The following is a 14512-nucleotide window of genomic DNA, read 5'->3' as shown; positions in this document are numbered from 1 at the left end:
GGGGCGCATCACCTCCGCAGCAGCAGTTCGGCGATCTGCACCGCGTTCAGGGCGGCGCCCTTCAGCAGCTGGTCGCCGGCCACGAACAGGCAGAGGCTGCGGCCGGAGGGGTCGCCGAGGTCGGTTCGGATGCGGCCGACCAGCACCTCGTCGCGGCCGGACGCTTCCGAGGGCATCGGGAAGTGGTTGGCGGCGCGGTCGTCGACCACCCGGAGACCCGGGGCGGCGGTCAGCAGGCGGCGGGCCTCGTCCGGCGACAGCGGCTCGTCGAAGGTCATGGTCAGGGCCATGGCGTGGGCGCGCAGCACCGGCACCCGGACGCAGGTGATGCCGACCGGCAGGTCGGCGGCGTCCAGCAGGCGCCGGGTCTCGGCGATCACCTTCAGTTCCTCGCCGTTGTAGCCGGTCTCCGGATCGACCGCGGCGTTGTGGCTGAACAGGTTGAAGGCATACGGGTGCGGCAGGACCGTCGGCTCGAACGGCTCGCCGTGCAGCCAGGCCGCGGTCGAGGCGCGCAGCTCCTCCATGGCGGCGGTGCCGGCGCCCGAGGCGGCCTGGTAGGTGGCGGCGGCCAGCCGGCGGATCGGACGCGCCCGGTGCAGCGGTGCCAGCGCCACCGTGGCGATGGCGGCGACGCAGTTCGGGTTGGCGACGATCCCGCGGTGCCCGGCGAGCGCCGCGGCGTTGACCTCCGGCACCACCAGCGGCACGTCCGGGTCCACCCGGAATGCCGAGGAGTTGTCGATCACGATGGCGCCGGCCTTCACGGCGGCCGCGGCGTAGCGCCTGGAGATGTCGCTGCCGGCCGAGAACAGGGCGATATCCACGCCCCGGAAGCTCTCCTCGGTCAGTTCGTCGACGGCGACGGCGCGCCCGGCGAAGTCGAGGGTGCGGCCGGCGGACCGGGCCGAGGCCAGCAGGCGCAGCCCGCCGAGCGGGAAGCCGCGGGCGGCGAGGCAGGCCAGCAGTTCGACCCCGACCGCGCCGGTGGCACCGACGATGGCGACAACGGGCGCCGGGGCCTCGACCTGGCGGAACGGGGCGGGTGCGGACAGTTCGACGGCGTTCGGCATGGCAGTCTCTCTTCCGGTAGGCCGGTAGAGACGGGGCCGCTCGCTGCAGGGGCCCCGTCCGTCTCCGGCGGGGCCATCTGGCGGTCTATGCGGCGGCGATCGCCACGCAAGCACCAGACGACGCCCCGCCGGCGGCGGTCGTCTTGGTCGGGCGCTTGATAGTGAGCATCGCGTTCATGGCGCCAAGTGGCCACGTCCGGCCACCGAGGTCAATATCAATCGTGACGGGAGCGCCGGCCGTCAGGGCGGCAGGATCTTGCGGTACACGACGAAGCCGGAGAACCCGGCGACGGCGTCGTACAGCCGTGGTGCTGCCGCGTTGTCCGCGTGATTCTGCCAGTAGACCCGTTCCGCCCCGTTCGCGACCGCGGCTGCGTACACCGCCTCGATCGGCGCCCGGCCGGCACCCCTGCCGCGGCGAATCTGTAAGATTGAAATAATTTCATGAAATGCAATTATTCATGACGACAGCCGCGGTGACGGGGCACCGGCGGATCAGTGGTGTCAGCGCTGCGGTGCCGGCCCTGCATCGCCGATCGAACGGGCCCCCGGTAGGACTCGGCCCCGGGCGGACGGCGACGGGAACAAGGCCGGGGTTTGGAAACGGGTGCCCGATCAGATAGAATACTAATTGAATTAAATATTAGCTTATGCGGTTAAGCGAAAATAACTATCAAGAGCCTGGCTGCCGCGCCTAACCGGAGAATGGACGATGTCGCCGCCTCCTGGTGTCGGAAACGAGAAGACCTATGTCGAACTGACGGCATTGGCTACAGAGGGTATAATTAAAAGAATAGATCGTCGATTGGCGTTCTACCAGATCAATGATGATGCGCGATCGATGATCGTGGAAACCGGCCGCATCATCGACGAAAACATGCCGCAAATAATTGCAGCTTTCTATCGTCATGTCGGGACGTTCCCGGAGGCGGCGCGGTTCTTGAGCAGCTTCGACGTGGCCGAAATCAAGCTAAGGCAGAAAGAACACTGGAACCGGCTGATGTTCTCCGGGTTCAGCGAAGACTATGTGCACAGCGCGGTAAGGGTCGGCGTTGCCCACTATCGAATCAATCTGCCGCTCTATCTCTACATCAGCGGCTACAACAATTTCATGGGAAACGTCGTCGACCTCATCGTGAATCACTATCTGGGGGCGCTGGTTTCGGCTCAGCACCTGCGCTCGATGATCAAGGCGATCTCGTTCGACATGGATATCGCGATCTCCGTCTACACGGTGGCGGACCGTCTGAAGCTCAAGCCGGGAGGATCGCACGACGGGGCCGACGGCAACCTCCCGTGGCATTGACTCCGCCGGTTCTGAGCGGTCACGTTGCGCCCCCTTGTCCTCCGGCGCGCTCGACCACCGTGTTCCCGAGCACGCCGATCGCCGGGCACGCCACCTCCACCCGGTCGCCGGGCTGCAGGAACACCGGCGGCTTTCGGAAGACGCCGACGCCGTCGGGCGTGCCGGTGGCGATGACATCGCCCGGCTCCAGCGCGAGATAGCGGCTGACGTAGGACAGGATCAGCGGGATCGGGAAGATCATGTCGCGGGTGTTGCCGTCCTGCATGAGCGCGCCGTTGACCCGGCAGGTCAGCCGCAGGTGGCCGGGGTCGGGAATTTCGTCGGCGGTCACCAGCCACGGTCCCATCGGGCAGAATCCGTCCATCGACTTGGCGAAGCTGGTCTGGGGCGGCTTGACGTCGAACTGGAACTCGCGGGCCGAGACGTCGTTCAGGAGGGTGTAGCCGGCCACGTAGTCGAGCGCCCGGTCCTCGGGAACGTCGCGCATGGTGCGACCGACCACCACGGCGATCTCCGCCTCCCAGTCCAGCTTGGTGACGATCGCCGGCTTCTCGACCGGGCCGTCCGGGCCGGTGACCGAGGACGGCACCTTGGTGAACAGACGCGGCTTCTCCTGCGTCTCCAGCCCGCCCTCCGCGGCATGCGCCCGGTAGTTCCGGCCGACCCCGATGATCTTGCCGGGCCGCGGGACCGGCGCCAGCAGGCGGACCTCGTCGAGCGGACGCCCGGCCGGCAGGCCGCGGCGGGCGGCGGCAGCCAGCCGGTCGAGGCCGGACCGCAGGAGCTGCAGCATGTCCGCGGCGTCGATGCCCAGTTCGGCGAGGTCGGCGACCCGGCCGTCGTGGACCAGGCCGACCCGGGCTCGGTCGGCGGCCTCATAGGTGACGAGCTTCATGGCAGGCGCTCCCTTCGACCGGTCGAGGCGGTTCAGGAGGGGGCAGCCTAGGGAGGTGGAGCGGCCTTGGGAACGCCGGCGTCTACTCGACCCTGGGGGCGTGGCTGCGCATCTGGAAGTCGATCGAGTCGATGTGGCCAATGCGGAGCGCGAAGCGGCCGTGCAGCTTCTCCAGGGTCTTTTCGGACGACATGGGCAGCGGAATCCGGCGGTTCAGGCAGAAGTCGATGAGCGCCTCCAGCACCTCCTCGGCGCTGAACGCCACCGCCTCGGCCGGTCCGCTCGCGGTCTCGATCATGAGCTGGCCGCCGATGACCCTGGCGCCCGACGGTTCCGCACCGGTCAGGCGGCCGGTAGGCAGCGGCTTGCCGGACTTGCGGGCGAACGCTGCCAGCGCCGTTGCGGCCTCGCCGGGAGTGAAGACCAGGAAACGATACTCGGACGGCATTCCCGGCGCCTGTCGATGGTGATCCGCCGCGGCCGGCCGCAACCGCCGCATCCGCCATATGAGCTCAAATTGCTCAGCGATCCGTCAATGTCCAGGGCTGTCGCACCGTTGCCCCGAGAAACCAAGCGGCCGACGGACCGGTCGCGCGTAGAATGGGGCCCTGGCAGACCGAAGGATGCCGAAATCTCGGCCGTACCGGCCGGAGGAGGTGACATGATGTATGGAGGATGGGACGGGCACGGTTTCATGCCGTTCCTGCCGATGCTGCTGATCGCGCTACCGTTTGCGATCGGCAACTACTTCCTGGCAGAGCGGTTGAAACAGCCGTCGTGGCTGTGGGCACTGCTGACGCTGATCCCGATCGTGAACTACTTCTTCATGCTCTACGCCGCCTACATGGTGGTGTACGCGGTACTCGACCGGCTGGCGCCCAGGGAGGCGTCGCCCGAAGGCGGCTGATGGCCCGGTGGCCGGAGCGGGCTTGGCTCTAAGCCTGCTCCGGCGGTCGTGGCATCCGAAGGCACCAACCCGTTCGCCATGGAGCCCGCCATGACCGCCCGAACCAACGACCTCGGCCAGCCGATCGGCGATCCCGTGCCCGGCTGGATGCCGCGGCCGCGGCCGCCCCGGTCGGCGATGGTCGGGCGAACGGTCAGGCTGGAGCCGCTGACGGTCGCCGATCATGCCCGGTCGCTGTTCGAAGCGGTCTCGGAGGACGACGGCCGGATGTGGACCTATCTCGCGGTCGGGCCGTTCGGGACGGACCGCGCCGGCTTCGACAAATGGATCGCCCAGTGCGAGGCGAGCGAGGACCCGCTGTTCTTCGCGGTCGTCGAGCAGGCGAGCGGCCGGTGCCTCGGCTATGCCAGCTACCTGCGGATAGACCCGGCGGTCGGGGTGATCGAGGTCGGCCACATCACCATGTCGCCCGCGCTGCAGCGCACGGTGATGGCGACCGAGACCATGTACCTGATGATGGCGCGGGTGTTCGACGAGCTCGGCTACCGGCGCTACGAGTGGAAGTGCGACAGCCTGAACGCGCCGTCGCGGACCGCCGCCAACCGGCTCGGCTTCCAGTACGAGGGATTGTTCCGGCAGGCCACCCTGTACAAGGGCCGCAACCGGGACACCGCCTGGTTCTCGATCCTGGATCTCGAGTGGCCGGCGCTCAAGGCGGCGTTCCAGCGCTGGCTGGACCCGGCCAACTTCGACGCCGACGGCCGCCAGCGCGAGAGCCTGTCGGACCTGACCGGGCGCGCTCACGCGTCCCAGCCGCACGCCTGAGCCTGAGGCGCGTTCCGGAACGAGAACGCCCCCGTCCGGTTCGGGCGGGGGCGTCGCGGGTCCGGGTGTCCGGAGGGCTGCGGTCGGGACAGCTCGGGTCGGGACAGCTCGGGTCAGGGCAACTCGCTGATCGACTCCAGCTGCTCCTCCGGTGGAACCTGGGTGCCGCCGGCCGTCTCGATCGCCGAGTCCAGGTCGCGCTGGGTGCACAGGCCCAGGAACACCGGGTGGCGCGGCTGGATGTTCGGGCTGTTCCAGTGGGTGCGCTCGCGGATCTTGTTGATCGTGTCCTTGGTGGTCCCGATCAGCCGGGCGATCTGCGCGTCCTTCAGTTCCGGATGGTGCTTGACCAGCCAGGCGATGGCGTCCGGCTTGTCGCCGCGCTTGGCGATCGGGATGTACTTCGGCCCCTTGGTCTTCTGCACCGGCTTCGGCAGGTCGCTGGTCGCCATCTGCAGACGCGCCTTCGGGTCGGCTTCGCAGCGCGCGATCTCCGCCTTGGTCAGCTGGCTCGCCAGCACCGGGTCGAAGCCCTGGATGCCGGTCGACACCTCGCCGTCGGCGATCGCCTGCACCTCGAGGGGGTGCAGCCCGACGAACGCCGCGATCTGGTCGAAGGTGAGCGCGGTGTTGTCGATCAGCCACACGGCGGTGGCCTTCGGCATGAGCGGTTGCGCCATGATGTCCTCTCCTCGCCCCGGCGTCACCGACGTCGACGCCCGGCTGCAGTCAAAGTCCACGTGTCGGGATTCGTGTCTCTATATAGGGATTTCCGCTTCGAGCGGCAAAGGTTTATGTCGGGCGGCGTCGCGGCCGCCGGCGCGCGGCCGGGCTGCTCGCCGGTGGTTATCGCGGGCCCGGAGTCGCTTTAGCATGACGGTCAGGCCGCCGGTACGCTCGGGCGGCGGCGCTCGCGACCGCATCGGGAGAAACGTCATGGACCTCGAGGATCTGGAACCGCGCAACCAGTCGAAGAAGCCCAAGGACCTCTCGAACTGGAGCTTCGAGGATCTGGAAGCTTACATCGCCGCGATGGAGGCGGAGATCGCCCGGGCTCGCGCCGAGATCGCCCGCAAGAAGGGGATCGCCTCGGCCGCCGACTCGCTGTTCAAGCGCTGACGGTATCGGGCAACCGTGGGTCTCGGCGCTTCGGGCTGGACAACGCGGGAGCGCACGGAGTATTCCGCGCGCCGGGATGCGACGCGATGTCACCGCTTGACCGTCGCCAGGGCGCTCGCTAGCGTCCTCCCCAAGCAAGTTGAGCAGGGAGCTCACGGCGAAAGCCCGGACGGGGCCGCGGACCACGCGGCCCCGTAACCGTGTCGGCGATCCGCGCGGCTCCTCCGAGGGGCGGGACGCGGCGCCGACGGCTCCGCTAGACTGCGGCGATCGCGACGCCCCGAGGAGCATCGACCATGGGCACGGACGGCAACGTCTTCGGCTTCGACACCCTGAGCCTGCACGCCGGCCAGCAGCCGGACCCCGCCACCGGCGCCCGGGCGGTGCCGATCTACCAGACCACCTCCTACGTGTTCCGCGACGTCGACCACGCGGCGTCGCTGTTCAACCTGGAGCGCGCCGGCCACATCTACTCGCGGATCTCCAACCCGACGGTCGCCGTGCTCGAGGAACGCGTCGCGGCGCTCGAGGGCGGGGTCGGCGCGATCGCGACCGCCAGCGGCCACGCCGCACTGTTCCTGGCGGTCGCCACGCTGATGGGGCAGGGCGGCCACATCGTCGCCTCGTCGGCGCTGTACGGCGGCAGCCACAACCTGTTCAGCCATACCCTGCCGCGCTTCGGGATCGAGACCACCAAGGTCCACCCGCGCGACCACGACGGCTTCCGCAAGGCGATCCGGCCGGAGACCCGGCTGGTGTTCGGCGAGACCATCGGCAACCCGGGCCTGGAGGTCATGGACATCCCGGCCCTGGCGGCGATCGCCCACGAGGCCGGGGTGCCGCTGCTGGTTGACAGCACCTTCGCGACCCCGCATCTGTGCCGGCCGATCGACCACGGCGCGGACCTGGTGCTGCACTCCGCCACCAAGTGGCTGGGCGGCCATGGTGTCGCGATCGGCGGCGTGCTGGTCGACGGCGGCACCTTCGACTGGGAGGCGTCGGGCAAGTTCCCGACCCTGACCGAGCCCTATGCCGGCTATCACGGCCTCGACTTCGCCGAGGAGTTCGGGCCGCAGGCCTTCCTGATGCGGGCGCGGGCCGAGGGGCTGCGCGACTTCGGGGCCTGCATCAGTCCGGCCAACGCGTTCCACATCCTGCAGGGGATCGAGACCCTGCCGTTGCGGATGGACCGCCACGTCGCCAATGCCCGGGCGGTGGTGGCGTTCCTGCAGGCGGCTGACGAGGTGGCCTGGGTCGCCTACCCGGAGCTCGACAGCCACCCGGACAAGGCGCTGGCGGCCAAGCTGCTGCCGAACGGCACCGGCTCGATGGTGGCGTTCGGGATCAAGGGCGGGCGCGAGGCCGGCCGGACCTTCATCGAGCGGCTGCAGCTCTGGTCGCACCTCGCCAATGTCGGCGACGCCAAGTCGCTGGTCATCCACCCGGCCAGCACCACGCACCAGCAGATGGACGCGGAGACCATGAAGGCGGCGGGACTGTCGGAGGACCTGGTGCGGCTATCGGTCGGCCTGGAGGACCCCAGGGACCTGATCGACGACCTGAAGCAGGCGCTGCGGGCGGCCGCCCGCGCCGCCAAGGCGGCCTGAGCGATGAAGTTTCAGGTCGACGGCAAGGGCGCCTTCGCCGCCACCGGCGGGCGCCCGTTCGATCCGGCGAAGCCGGCCCTGGTCTGCCTGCACGGTGCCGGCATGGACCACACGGTCTGGACCATGCAGACCCGCTACTTCGCGCATCACGGCTGGTCGGTGCTGGCGCTCGACCTGCCGGGGCACGGCGGCAGCGAGGGGCCGCCCCTGGCGAGCGTCGAGGCGATGGGCGAATGGGCGCGCGCGGCCCTGGCGGCGGTCGGCGGTCGGCGGGCCGCGTTCGCCGGCCACTCGCTCGGTGCGCTGGCGGCCCTGGAGGCGGCGGCCGGTGCCGGCGGCGATGCGCTGGCCCTGCTGCTGCTCGGCGTGGTGCCGGCCATGGGGGTGCATCCGGACCTGCAGGCGGCGGCCGATGCCGGGGATCACCGGGCGGTCGAGCAGATGGTCGGCTGGGGCTTCGGCCGGCCGATGCAGATCGGCGGCAACCGGGCGCCCGGAAGCTGGGTGTCGGGGGCCGGGCTGCGGGTGCTGGAGCGCGGCCTCGCCGGCCCGCTCGGCAACGACCTGCGGGCAGCGAACGCCTATGCCGGCGCGCTCGACGCGGCGGCGCGGGTGCGCTGCCCGGCGCTGATCCTGGCCGGCGACGACGACCGCATGACCCCGCCCCGCCAGGTCAGGCCGCTGGCCGAGGCGCTGCCGGACCCGCGGGTGGTGGTGCTGCCGAAGACCGGCCACATGATGTCGATCGAGCGGCCGGACGAGACCCTCGACGCGATGCGGGACTTCCTGGCGGAGGCGGCCCGATGAGCGCGGCGGAGCGGGCGCCGGACCCGACGCGCGCCGACTATCCGCTGTTCCGGACCATCACCACCCGCTGGATGGACAACGACGTGTACGGTCACGTCAACAACGTCCAGTACTACTCGTTCTTCGACACCGCGGTGAACCAGTACATGGTCGAGGCCGGCGGCCTCGACTTCCGGGATGGCGAGGTGGTCGGGCTGGTGGTCGAGACCGGTTGCTCCTACCGTCGCTCGCTGGCGTTCCCGGACGTGGTCGAGGCCGGCATCCGGGTGGCGCGCATCGGCACGTCCTCGGTGACCTACGAGGTCGGCATATTCCGGCAGGGCGAGGAGGCGGTGTGCGCGTTCGGCCGGTTCGTGCACGTCTATGTCGACCGGGCCAGCAACCGGCCGGTGCCGATCCCCGAGCGGGCGCGGGCGGCGATGGAGGCGATCCGGGTCGGGTAGCGGCGGTCTTGGATCCCGGCTCGCCGCTTGCGCGGCGTCCGGGATGAGGAAGTAAGGGGGCTTCGAAAAGCCCTCATCCCGGCCGGACCCCGGACTTGATCCGGGGCAAGAGCCGGGACCCACCGACGGTATCTCCCGGAAAAGCGAAGGGCCGGCCCCCCTGGGACCGGCCCGGTTTCGTTCGGAGTTCCGCCGGCGTCAGGCGGCGTGCTTGTCCTCGATCGCCTTGGTCGCCGTGGCGCCGGTGATCGCGATCTTGCGCGGCTTCATGGCCTCGGGAACCTCGCGGACCAGCGAGACGTGCAGCAGGCCGTTCTCGAGCGACGCGCCCTTGACGCGGATGTGATCGGCGAGGTCGAAGCGGCGCTCGAAGTTCCGGGTCGCGATGCCGCGATGCAGGTAGTTGCGCTGCTCCTCGTCGGACTTCTCGATCCGCCCGGAGATCACCAGCTGGCCGTTCTCGGCGGTGATGTCGAGGTCGCCCTCACCGAAGCCGGCGACCGCCATGGTGATGCGGTAGTCGTCCTCGCCGAGCTTCTCGATGTTGTAGGGCGGGAAGGTCGGCGCGTTGGCGGCCTCGGTCGCACGCATCGCGTGGTCCAGCAGGCGGGCCATCCGGTCGAAGCCGACGGTGGAACGGAAAACGGGGGTGAAATCGACGGTACGCATGCCACATCCTCCTCAGAAGCGATATGGAGTCTCTGTCTCTCAGGCCCGCCGATGCTCGGCCGGACCGGTTACCGCCGGAGCCCGAAAGTCCGGCGCCCCGACGCCTTTCGAGGTGGGAAGCGCCGGTCCCCGAGTCAAGAGGGTGAGATCCCTCGGCGGCGAGGGGTTGGCAGAGCGGATGGGGCGCTCCATACTCGTTTTGATGACGGAACAAATTAACCATATGGGTTCCGCTACCCGGGTCGCGCCCTTCGACGGTACCTACCGTGAGGTCCTGGATCTCCTCCAGGAGGCCCGTGACCTGGCCGCCTCGCCGCAGGCCCTGAGCGGCGGGAACGTCCATGCCAACGACCACCGCGCGGCGCCGCGGTTTCCGGTGTCGGTCGTCCGGCTGGAGGCCAGTTGCGAGGCCCTGCGGGTCACGTCGCGGCTCACCCATTGCCTGGCCTGGGTCATGGTCCACAAGGCGATCCAGGCCGGCGAACTGTCGCCCGACGCCGCCTACGACCCGGAGAACCGTCTGAGCGGCGGGTCGGTCTGCCTTGCGATGGGAGGCGAGGGCAATCCGAGGCTGCCGAGGCGCCTGCGGCACCTGCTCGGCGCCAGCAGGGCGCTCTACGTGCGGCTGGCCCGGCTGGATGCGCGCATGTCCTCGGTGGCGGCGGGCGCCTGAGCCGGGCGCCCGTCCGGCGCAAACGAAAACGGCGGCCCGAGGGCCGCCGCCGCAGTCCCGACCGCCGGGGCGATCAGAGCTTCAGACCGCCGAAGCGCTTGTTGAAGCGCGAGATCTGGCCGCCGCTGTCGACGATGCGGTGCTGGCCGGTCCACGCCGGATGCGACTTCGGGTCGATCTCCAGGCGGATGACCGCGCCCTGCTCGCCATAGGTCGAGCGGGTCGTGTACTCGGTCCCGTCGGTCATGACGACCTTGATCTCGTGATAGTCGGGATGGATGTCGGCCTTCATCGCGTCTCTCCTCCGCCGTCGCGCCGGTGCGCGCCCGACGGATCCATGATCGTTCGGAAGGCGGGTAGATACCCGAACCCGCCGCGGTGCGCAACCCCGGAACGCCACCGTCGTCCGGAGCCCGGTCAGCGCTGCGTCAGCTTCATCTCGATGCGCCGGTTGCGCTCCAGATCGCCGGGGTCGATCGGCTGGTGTTCGCCGTAGCCGGTCGCCGACAGGCGCTCGGCGGGAATGCCCTGTTCGACCAGGTACTTCACGACCGAGATCGCGCGGGCGGCGGACAGCTCCCAGTTGCTGCGGAACTGCTCGTTGTGGATCGGAACCGTGTCGGTGTGGCCCTCGACCTGCAGGACCCAGTTGATCTCCCGGGGGATCCGGGGCGCGATCTCGCGCAGGGTCGACGCGAACCGGGCCAGCTTCTCCTTGCCGGGGTCGCCGATCTGGGCCGAGCCGGAGGTGAACAGGACCTCGGACTGGAAGACGAAGCGGTCGCCGACGATCTTGACGTCCTCGCGGTCGGACAGCACCTCGCGCAGCCTCCCGAAGAATTCGCTGCGGAACCTCGCCAGTTCCTGGACCTTGGTCGCGAGCGCCGCGTTGAGCCGCTTGCCGAGATCGAGGATCTGTACCTTCTGTTCGCGGTTCCGGGCCTCGGTGGCCTCCAGCACGGCCTCGATGCGCGCCAGCTGCTGGCGCAGGGCGGCGATCTGGGCGTTCAGGATCGCGACCTGCTCCTGCGCCTCGGTCGAGATCTTCTGCTCCTCCGACAACGCCTTCTGGGTGCGCTGGTGCTCGCTGAACAGCTCCTCCAGGCGGATGTCGCGCTGCTCCAGTTCGGTCTGCGCGAGCTGCGTGCGCTCCCGCTGGTCGGCCAGCCGCGCCTCCAGCTTCTTCGTGGTGTCGCGAAGCTCGCCGATCTGGTCGCGCTGGGTCTCGGCGCTGCTGCGCTCGGCCGCAAGGTCGGCGCGGAGCCGGTCGGCCGTCCGGCGGCTCTCGTCGAGCTCGGCCTGCAGGGCCTGTGAGGTCGCCTGCTGGCGGTCCAACTCGGACTGCAGCCGCTGCGAGGTCGCCTGTTCGGTGTCCAGGTCGGTCTGCAACTGCTGCGAGGTCGCCCGCTGCTGCTGCAGCTGGTCCTGCAGGGTCACCACATGCTTGTCGGACTGCGTCAGCTTCTCCAGCAGCTCGGCGATCCGGGCCTTGCTCTGGGCGTTGGTCTCGTCCAGCGAGCGAATCCGGGCCTCGGCCTCGTCGATCTCGCCGACCAGAAGGATCACCTTGTTCTCGGCCTCCTGGCGGGCCTGTTCGCTGGCGTCGAACTGTTCCTGCAGCTTGTTGCGGACCTGGACCAGGCCGCCGATGTCGTCTTCGAGGTTCTGCCGGACCTCCCTGAGCGCGGCGATGTCGCGACGCAGCCGCTCGAGGTCCTGGAGCTGGAGCTCGATGGTCCTGCGGTTCGCCTCGATGACCTTGATCGCCTGTTCGAGCTCGGCGGCGGTCTGCGCCCGCTCGGCCTCGGACACGCCGGCATCCTCCTCGACCGACCGCAGCTTGCCCAGCAGCGCGTCGCGCTCGTTCAGCACCTCGAGCAGCCGCGCGTCGACTCCCTTGCGGGCCTGCTCGCTCTCGTCGAGCTTCTGCTGCAGCACCGCCCGGCTGGCCATCAGTTCCGCCAGCCGTCCCTCCAGCGCGTCGCGCGCCGAGGTCAGCTGGCCGACCTGCTGGCTCAGTTCCTCGCGTGCCGCGATCGAGCTCTGCAGCTCGGCCGACAGCTGGGCCACGGTGATCTTGAGCTCGGCGCTGGTCTCCCGTTCCAGGGACAGCAGCTCGCTCAGCTCGGCGACCTGCCGGGTCAGGCGCGCCAGCGACTCGTCCTTACCCGACAGCACCTGGGTCAGGTAGAACTGCGCCACCACGAAGATCATCAGGATGAAGATGACGACCATCAGCAACGTGGCCAGGGCGTCGACGAAGCCGGGCCAGATGTTGCTGTCGCGTTGCCGTCGCCGGGCCAGGGTCGACATGGTCCCGCCCTACCGGTGCTCTTCTTCGGCCAGCGCCGCGATGGTGCGGGCCACCAGCCTGATTTCCCCCCGAAGCTCCTCGGTCATCTGCGCCCGCCCGGAGGCCCCGTCCTCCAGCAGCCGGGCCATGTAGGCCTCGATGTTGCGGAGATGGGTCCGCACGATCTCGTCCCGGCTGCCGCCGGTCATGTCGGCGAGCCGGGACAGCACCGGCCGCAGTTCGCCCTGGGTGGTCACCAGCCGCTCCAGCAGGTCGCGGTCGCCGTCGAGCCGGTCGGAGAGCGCGCCCAGCCGTTCGACCAGCGCCAGCAGGGTGCTGTTGGCGCTGCGCCGGTCCTCCTCGCCGCGCGCCATGATGCGTTGCAGCTTGTCCAGCGACTCCGCGGTCTGCTCCATCAGCGCCTGCTGGAAGGCGGTGGCCGAGTGCTCGCCCTCGAACGAGAAGCTGCCGGAGGTCAGCCGGGTCAGGCTCGCCAGCCATTCCTCCAGCTCGTTGTAGAACCGGTTCTGGGCCTGGCCGAGCTGGAGGTCCAGGAAGCCGAGCACCAACGATCCGGCGAGGCCGAACAGCGACGAGCTGAAAGCGGTGCCCATGCCGGACAGCGGCGACTGCAGTCCGGCCTTGAGATCGGCGAACACCTGGGCGAGATCGCCGCCGTCGATGTTCAGCCCGCCGATCACGCCGCCGACCGCGCCGACCGTTCCCAGCAACCCCCAGAACGTGCCGAGCAGCCCCAGGAAGATCAGCAGCCCGGCGAAGTAGCGGGCGATGTCGCGGGATTCCTCGAGCCGGACCGAGATGCTGTCCAGCAGCGACCGCAGCGACATGGCCGACAGGCTCTGCCGCTTGTCCTGCTGGCGGGCGCCCAGCAGGGTCGCGACCGGGACCAGCAGGCTCGGCGGCTCCTGGATCGACGAGCCGGGGGAGTGGGTCCGGTAGGTCTCGATCCAGTTGACCTCCGGCACCAGCCGGAAGACCTGGCGGAGGATGAAGATCACCCCGATCAGCAGGACGCCGAGGATGACGCCGTTCAAGGCCGGGTTGGCCGTGAACGCCGCGGTCAGGGGCCCGCCGAGCACGCCGCACACGACCGCCACGGCGACCATGAATGCGACCATTCGGATCAGGTATCGGCGCGGATCGGTCACCGGCCTCGCTCCAGGGATTGGGCGGTTCCCGCGTCGACCGGCCTGCCGCCGATCAGCGGCTCACCAGCACGACGTCCACGCGGTCCTTGGGGGATTCCTTCGTGCGATTGCCCAGGGCGCGGACATCCATCCGGGTGCTCTGGATCTGTTTGTCGATCAGGTAGGCGCGGACCGCCAGGGCCCGCGACAGCGACAGCCGCCGCGCCTTGTTGGCATTGTCCTCGTCGCCGTCGGCGTAGGCCAGCAACTGCACCCGCAGGCTGTCGTCCTTGCGCAGCCGGGCGATCAGCGCGTCCAGGCCGGCGGTCGAGGCCGTCGGCAGCGCCGACTGGTTCGGCTCGAACGGCACCCGCACGACCTCGCCTCCGGCTCCCTGGGCGGACGGCGCCGGGGGCGATGCCGACGGCACCGGCCCGGCGGTCGCCGCGGCGACCTGGGTATCCTTCTCGGCCGGGACGGTCTTGGCCGGGTCCGGGGCGGCGGCGCTCGGCAGGGCCGGCGGCGGCGGCGCGCTCGGCGGCGCGGGCGCCTTGACGACCGGTGCCGGCGGTTTGGCTTCGGCGGTCACCGCCGGGGTGGCCGGCTTCGGCGGCGGCGGGGCGGCCTCGGCGGCCGGCGGCTTCTCGGCCATCGCCTCGGGCTTCCTGGGCGGCGGCGGCGGGCTCGGCGCCTCGGTCCGGGTCGCCGGGGCGGGCGGACGCAGGGTCGGCGCGGTGGCCGCCGGCC

Annotated in this window: 18 protein-coding genes; 8 read left to right on the top strand and 10 right to left on the bottom strand. The window is 69.9% G+C overall.

The window, feature by feature from the left end; all coding sequences use genetic code 11:
• Positions 1-8 precede the first annotated feature (8 nt).
• Complete coding sequence (locus IE246_RS13740) at positions 9-1073, bottom strand: aspartate-semialdehyde dehydrogenase (RefSeq protein ID WP_189990530.1); 1065 nt, start codon at positions 1071-1073, stop codon at positions 9-11.
• A gap of 240 nt (positions 1074-1313) precedes the next feature.
• Positions 1314-1496 carry a GNAT family N-acetyltransferase gene (locus IE246_RS27900; RefSeq protein WP_268245277.1) on the bottom strand — a complete coding sequence of 61 codons (183 nt, stop codon included), beginning with the start codon at positions 1494-1496 and terminating at the stop codon, positions 1314-1316.
• Positions 1497-1785: 289 nt separating this feature from the next.
• Here IE246_RS27900 and IE246_RS13730 point away from each other — a divergent pair, with 289 nt between their 5' ends.
• Positions 1786-2379 carry a protoglobin domain-containing protein gene (locus IE246_RS13730; protein WP_189990528.1) on the top strand — a complete coding sequence of 198 codons (594 nt, stop codon included), beginning with the start codon at positions 1786-1788 and terminating at the stop codon, positions 2377-2379.
• A gap of 19 nt (positions 2380-2398) precedes the next feature.
• Here the strand turns inward: IE246_RS13730 and IE246_RS13725 are convergent, their stop codons facing one another.
• Positions 2399-3274: a fumarylacetoacetate hydrolase family protein gene (locus IE246_RS13725; protein WP_189990527.1), complete on the bottom strand. Its 876-nt coding sequence runs from the start codon at positions 3272-3274 to the stop codon at positions 2399-2401.
• Positions 3275-3356: 82 nt separating this feature from the next.
• The gene (locus tag IE246_RS13720; RefSeq protein ID WP_189990524.1) at positions 3357-3722 is read right to left on the bottom strand and encodes a hypothetical protein; all 366 of its coding nucleotides are present in this window, start codon (positions 3720-3722) and stop codon (positions 3357-3359) included.
• 213 nt (positions 3723-3935) lie between these two features.
• Here IE246_RS13720 and IE246_RS13715 point away from each other — a divergent pair, with 213 nt between their 5' ends.
• The gene (locus IE246_RS13715; protein ID WP_189990522.1) at positions 3936-4181 is read left to right on the top strand and encodes a hypothetical protein; all 246 of its coding nucleotides are present in this window, start codon (positions 3936-3938) and stop codon (positions 4179-4181) included.
• A gap of 90 nt (positions 4182-4271) precedes the next feature.
• Entirely contained in the window at positions 4272-5006 is a 735-nt protein-coding gene (locus IE246_RS13710) for a GNAT family N-acetyltransferase (protein ID WP_189990520.1), read from the top strand.
• Positions 5007-5119: 113 nt separating this feature from the next.
• On the opposite strand, the gene IE246_RS13705 is transcribed toward IE246_RS13710, so the two are convergent.
• On the bottom strand, positions 5120-5686 hold the full coding sequence (locus IE246_RS13705) for a DUF1013 domain-containing protein (RefSeq protein WP_189990518.1): 567 nt from the start codon (positions 5684-5686) through the stop codon (positions 5120-5122).
• A 256-nt stretch (positions 5687-5942) separates the two neighbouring features.
• Here IE246_RS13705 and IE246_RS13700 point away from each other — a divergent pair, with 256 nt between their 5' ends.
• The 4 genes from IE246_RS13700 to IE246_RS13685 all read left to right on the top strand — a co-directional run bounded on the left by IE246_RS13700 (position 5943) and on the right by IE246_RS13685 (position 8982).
• Positions 5943-6125: a DUF1192 domain-containing protein gene (locus IE246_RS13700; RefSeq protein ID WP_189990516.1), complete on the top strand. Its 183-nt coding sequence runs from the start codon at positions 5943-5945 to the stop codon at positions 6123-6125.
• Between the two features lie 296 nt (positions 6126-6421).
• Entirely contained in the window at positions 6422-7732 is a 1311-nt protein-coding gene (locus tag IE246_RS13695) for an O-acetylhomoserine aminocarboxypropyltransferase (protein WP_189990515.1), read from the top strand.
• Between the two features lie 3 nt (positions 7733-7735).
• Positions 7736-8539, top strand: a complete 804-nt coding sequence (locus tag IE246_RS13690; RefSeq protein WP_189990513.1) for an alpha/beta fold hydrolase — start codon at positions 7736-7738, stop codon at positions 8537-8539.
• On the top strand, positions 8536-8982 hold the full coding sequence (locus IE246_RS13685) for an acyl-CoA thioesterase (protein WP_189990511.1): 447 nt from the start codon (positions 8536-8538) through the stop codon (positions 8980-8982). Before IE246_RS13690 ends, IE246_RS13685 begins: the two co-directional genes overlap by 4 nt.
• A gap of 198 nt (positions 8983-9180) precedes the next feature.
• Here IE246_RS13685 and IE246_RS13680 read toward each other — a convergent pair whose 3' ends face one another.
• Positions 9181-9651 carry an Hsp20 family protein gene (locus IE246_RS13680; protein WP_189990509.1) on the bottom strand — a complete coding sequence of 157 codons (471 nt, stop codon included), beginning with the start codon at positions 9649-9651 and terminating at the stop codon, positions 9181-9183.
• 223 nt (positions 9652-9874) lie between these two features.
• Here IE246_RS13680 and IE246_RS13675 point away from each other — a divergent pair, with 223 nt between their 5' ends.
• On the top strand, positions 9875-10324 hold the full coding sequence (locus IE246_RS13675; protein ID WP_189990508.1) for a DUF1465 family protein: 450 nt from the start codon (positions 9875-9877) through the stop codon (positions 10322-10324).
• Positions 10325-10397: 73 nt separating this feature from the next.
• On the opposite strand, the gene rpmE is transcribed toward IE246_RS13675, so the two are convergent.
• From rpmE to IE246_RS13655, 4 genes are all read right to left on the bottom strand, one after another.
• On the bottom strand, positions 10398-10616 hold the full coding sequence (gene rpmE, locus IE246_RS13670) for a 50S ribosomal protein L31 (RefSeq protein ID WP_189990506.1): 219 nt from the start codon (positions 10614-10616) through the stop codon (positions 10398-10400).
• 125 nt (positions 10617-10741) lie between these two features.
• Complete coding sequence (locus tag IE246_RS13665; protein ID WP_189990504.1) at positions 10742-12637, bottom strand: peptidoglycan -binding protein; 1896 nt, start codon at positions 12635-12637, stop codon at positions 10742-10744.
• Positions 12638-12646: 9 nt separating this feature from the next.
• Entirely contained in the window at positions 12647-13786 is a 1140-nt protein-coding gene (locus IE246_RS13660; RefSeq protein ID WP_189990502.1) for a flagellar motor protein MotA, read from the bottom strand.
• A gap of 52 nt (positions 13787-13838) precedes the next feature.
• Positions 13839-14512: OmpA family protein (locus IE246_RS13655; protein WP_229837109.1), on the bottom strand; the 674-nt coding region annotated here is incomplete at its 5' end.

The organism is Thalassobaculum fulvum (assembly GCF_014652915.1).
In the GTDB taxonomy this organism is placed as follows: domain Bacteria; phylum Pseudomonadota; class Alphaproteobacteria; order Thalassobaculales; family Thalassobaculaceae; genus Thalassobaculum_A; species Thalassobaculum_A fulvum.
This window is presented reverse-complemented; position numbering and strand designations above follow the sequence as displayed.

What these genes read in the sequence shown, in the direction of transcription:
- IE246_RS13740 (WP_189990530.1), bottom strand. Translation starts at nt 1,073, where the DNA reads ATGCCGAACGCCGTCGAACTGTCCGCACCCGCCCCGTTCCGCCAGGTC.
- IE246_RS13730 (WP_189990528.1), top strand. Translation starts at nt 1,786, where the DNA reads ATGTCGCCGCCTCCTGGTGTCGGAAACGAGAAGACCTATGTCGAACTG.
- IE246_RS13725 (WP_189990527.1), bottom strand. Translation starts at nt 3,274, where the DNA reads ATGAAGCTCGTCACCTATGAGGCCGCCGACCGAGCCCGGGTCGGCCTG.
- IE246_RS13720 (WP_189990524.1), bottom strand. Translation starts at nt 3,722, where the DNA reads ATGCCGTCCGAGTATCGTTTCCTGGTCTTCACTCCCGGCGAGGCCGCA.
- IE246_RS13715 (WP_189990522.1), top strand. Translation starts at nt 3,936, where the DNA reads ATGATGTATGGAGGATGGGACGGGCACGGTTTCATGCCGTTCCTGCCG.
- IE246_RS13710 (WP_189990520.1), top strand. Translation starts at nt 4,272, where the DNA reads ATGACCGCCCGAACCAACGACCTCGGCCAGCCGATCGGCGATCCCGTG.
- IE246_RS13705 (WP_189990518.1), bottom strand. Translation starts at nt 5,686, where the DNA reads ATGGCGCAACCGCTCATGCCGAAGGCCACCGCCGTGTGGCTGATCGAC.
- IE246_RS13700 (WP_189990516.1), top strand. Translation starts at nt 5,943, where the DNA reads ATGGACCTCGAGGATCTGGAACCGCGCAACCAGTCGAAGAAGCCCAAG.
- IE246_RS13695 (WP_189990515.1), top strand. Translation starts at nt 6,422, where the DNA reads ATGGGCACGGACGGCAACGTCTTCGGCTTCGACACCCTGAGCCTGCAC.
- IE246_RS13690 (WP_189990513.1), top strand. Translation starts at nt 7,736, where the DNA reads ATGAAGTTTCAGGTCGACGGCAAGGGCGCCTTCGCCGCCACCGGCGGG.
- IE246_RS13685 (WP_189990511.1), top strand. Translation starts at nt 8,536, where the DNA reads ATGAGCGCGGCGGAGCGGGCGCCGGACCCGACGCGCGCCGACTATCCG.
- IE246_RS13680 (WP_189990509.1), bottom strand. Translation starts at nt 9,651, where the DNA reads ATGCGTACCGTCGATTTCACCCCCGTTTTCCGTTCCACCGTCGGCTTC.
- IE246_RS13675 (WP_189990508.1), top strand. Translation starts at nt 9,875, where the DNA reads ATGGGTTCCGCTACCCGGGTCGCGCCCTTCGACGGTACCTACCGTGAG.
- rpmE (WP_189990506.1), bottom strand. Translation starts at nt 10,616, where the DNA reads ATGAAGGCCGACATCCATCCCGACTATCACGAGATCAAGGTCGTCATG.
- IE246_RS13665 (WP_189990504.1), bottom strand. Translation starts at nt 12,637, where the DNA reads ATGTCGACCCTGGCCCGGCGACGGCAACGCGACAGCAACATCTGGCCC.